Source organism: Bradyrhizobium sp. (assembly GCF_052389815.1).
Lineage (GTDB): Bacteria > Pseudomonadota > Alphaproteobacteria > Rhizobiales > Xanthobacteraceae > Bradyrhizobium.
Genome location: NZ_JBQTHN010000076.1, coordinates 1 through 1,996, shown reverse-complemented (window position 1 = coordinate 1,996; position 1,996 = coordinate 1). Strand labels below are relative to the sequence as shown.

Genomic DNA, 1,996 nt, shown 5'->3' with positions numbered 1-1,996 from the left:
GTGACAGTGCACTTAATTGACTTTTCGCCGGTACGCCGCCGATGCTGGCGGGCATGGCCCGTCTTGCGCATTCCTCGATGGGCTCGAGCGCAAGACGCGACGCGTTCTCAAGCCGGCCAGGCGCGGCGCCGCTCCCCAATGAGGAATGGGAACGTCCCAGCCTGCGTGCGTCGGCCCAGTGGCCCGAGGCAGCATCGGTTTTCTCGAAGCATGGTGCCCATCTCGTGGTGACGACCGTGGCGGAGCCGTCGGATCGATTGAAGGCGGCGCGCTGCCTTGCTGCACTGGTCGGTGCGTTGATCGTCGCCGTACCCGGCTGTCGCGGGGTGCTATGGGAGAGTCTGGTGGCTCATTCGGCACAGGCGTGGGCCGAGGCAAGCCAAGATGCGTTCGCGCCCTATCCAACCTTCCCATATCCCCTCTGGGTGAGCTTGCACGCGTTTCAGGACGCAGGCGGAATCGGCGTCATCACTTTTGGCCTGTCGTCCTTCGTCGGACGAGAGATCGAACTGGAGCCGCGAGACACCGACGCGGCAGTGGCTTTGCAAAGAGTGGCAGGACTTGCCGTTTATCTCATGCAACACGGCCCTGTCCTGAAAGATGGCGAGACGTTCGGTGCAACCGCCGCCGAGCGAATTCGCGTGCGCCATGTCGAATCAAAGCGAGTGTCGGGCCTGCCGGTACTGCATGCGGTCGCAGCGTGAGGTGATCATGGCCAAGGCACGCAAACGTTTCTATGAGATTTCACCCAGTTGGGCTGGAGCTGCTACCGTCGGACTATTGACGGACGACAATCTCTACGCACCTCTCACGACCGCGATATGTTTTGCTGGCCTTCAGGCGCTGTACGGCGAGCCGATGCCGTCGTCGGGGCAGTTCCGGTTTCACAAGCGACCGAACGCGATCCCCGACATGGTGCATGCTTCCGGCGACGTACCAATCGTCACCGCGACATTCAAGTCCGTCGTCGAACGCCTTGCGCCAGGCGAGGCGGAGTTTCGCCCGTTCGCGATGCGCTGGCCCGATGATGAGCCGGTCGCTGGCGAATGGTACCTCATGAACGTCTTGAACATCGTTGATGGCTTCGATTTCGAGCGCATGAGCAGAAAGCGACCTCCGGTGCTGAGACAAAGACCCACGGGCGAGATTCTTACCCCTCTGGAGGTCTGGATACAGATTCGGCTGGATCAACACTGGCAATCACCGCCAGTTTACATCGATCCAAAGGCGGTCGGAACGTTTCAGATCTGGCGGCCGCTGTATCAATCCCATTCACTGTTTTGCACCGGAGAGCTCGTCAAGGCTTTGAAGGCGGCGGGTGTGCGGCGATTGCACGCCGAGAGGCTTGGCACGCGCGATGACCCGATTCCGGTGATCGATTGGGACGCGCTGGGAACACCGCTGCAGTTCAAACCACCACAACGTTCGTGACGAAATTCAAATTACGGCTTGGGGAGACGAGTTATGGCTGCCGGGTTTTACAACGCGCCGACGCTGCCGAGTGGTTATCAGGGGCATCACGTCATTCCCCAGCAATTGTGGTCAAATAATAGTACCTTGGTCAAACTGGTCTCACGAGGATGGCTTACGGAGGGTAATCCAGGACAATCATCAATCTTGAGTCTGTCCGACTTCGCCAAGAACGGGATCGGTCTCCCAGATAGCGCAGGAGTCGCCGGCACAACAGGTCTGTCCGTTCACTCCGGCTCGCATCCAAGATACAGCGAGTTTATCAGTAAATTGTTGGACAAGGCTGCTGCGGGCATCAATTTGTCCGCGGCCTCTTCCGAGCAGCTGGATCTGGTAACCCAGCGTGTCGCCAAGATCATGGGCTTCGGCCAGATGCTGATGGCCGGGCTCGAAAATGGGTATTACGGTGACAGTGCACTTAATTGACTTTTCGCCGGTACGCCGCCGATGCTGGCGGGCATGGCCCGTCTTGCGCATTCCTCGATGGGCTCGAGCGCAAGACGCGACGCGTTCTCAAGCCGGCCAG

Annotated in this window: 3 protein-coding genes; all 3 read left to right on the top strand. The window is 59.7% G+C overall.

The genetic code is table 11. The features are described 5' to 3' along the window. Positions 1 to 41 precede the first annotated feature (41 nt). The 3 genes from ACT4OC_RS13395 to ACT4OC_RS13385 are packed head-to-tail and all read left to right on the top strand — an operon-like array spanning position 42 to position 1,896. Entirely contained in the window at positions 42 to 704 is a 663-nt protein-coding gene (locus tag ACT4OC_RS13395; protein ID WP_444839473.1) for a DUF4261 domain-containing protein, read from the top strand. A 7-nt stretch (positions 705 to 711) separates the two neighbouring features. Beyond that, entirely contained in the window at positions 712 to 1,431 is a 720-nt protein-coding gene (locus ACT4OC_RS13390; protein WP_444839472.1) for an imm11 family protein, read from the top strand. Positions 1,432 to 1,464: 33 nt separating this feature from the next. Continuing rightward, complete coding sequence (locus ACT4OC_RS13385) at positions 1,465 to 1,896, top strand: AHH domain-containing protein (protein WP_444839471.1); 432 nt, start codon at positions 1,465 to 1,467, stop codon at positions 1,894 to 1,896. The last annotated feature ends 100 nt before the right edge of the window (positions 1,897 to 1,996 follow it).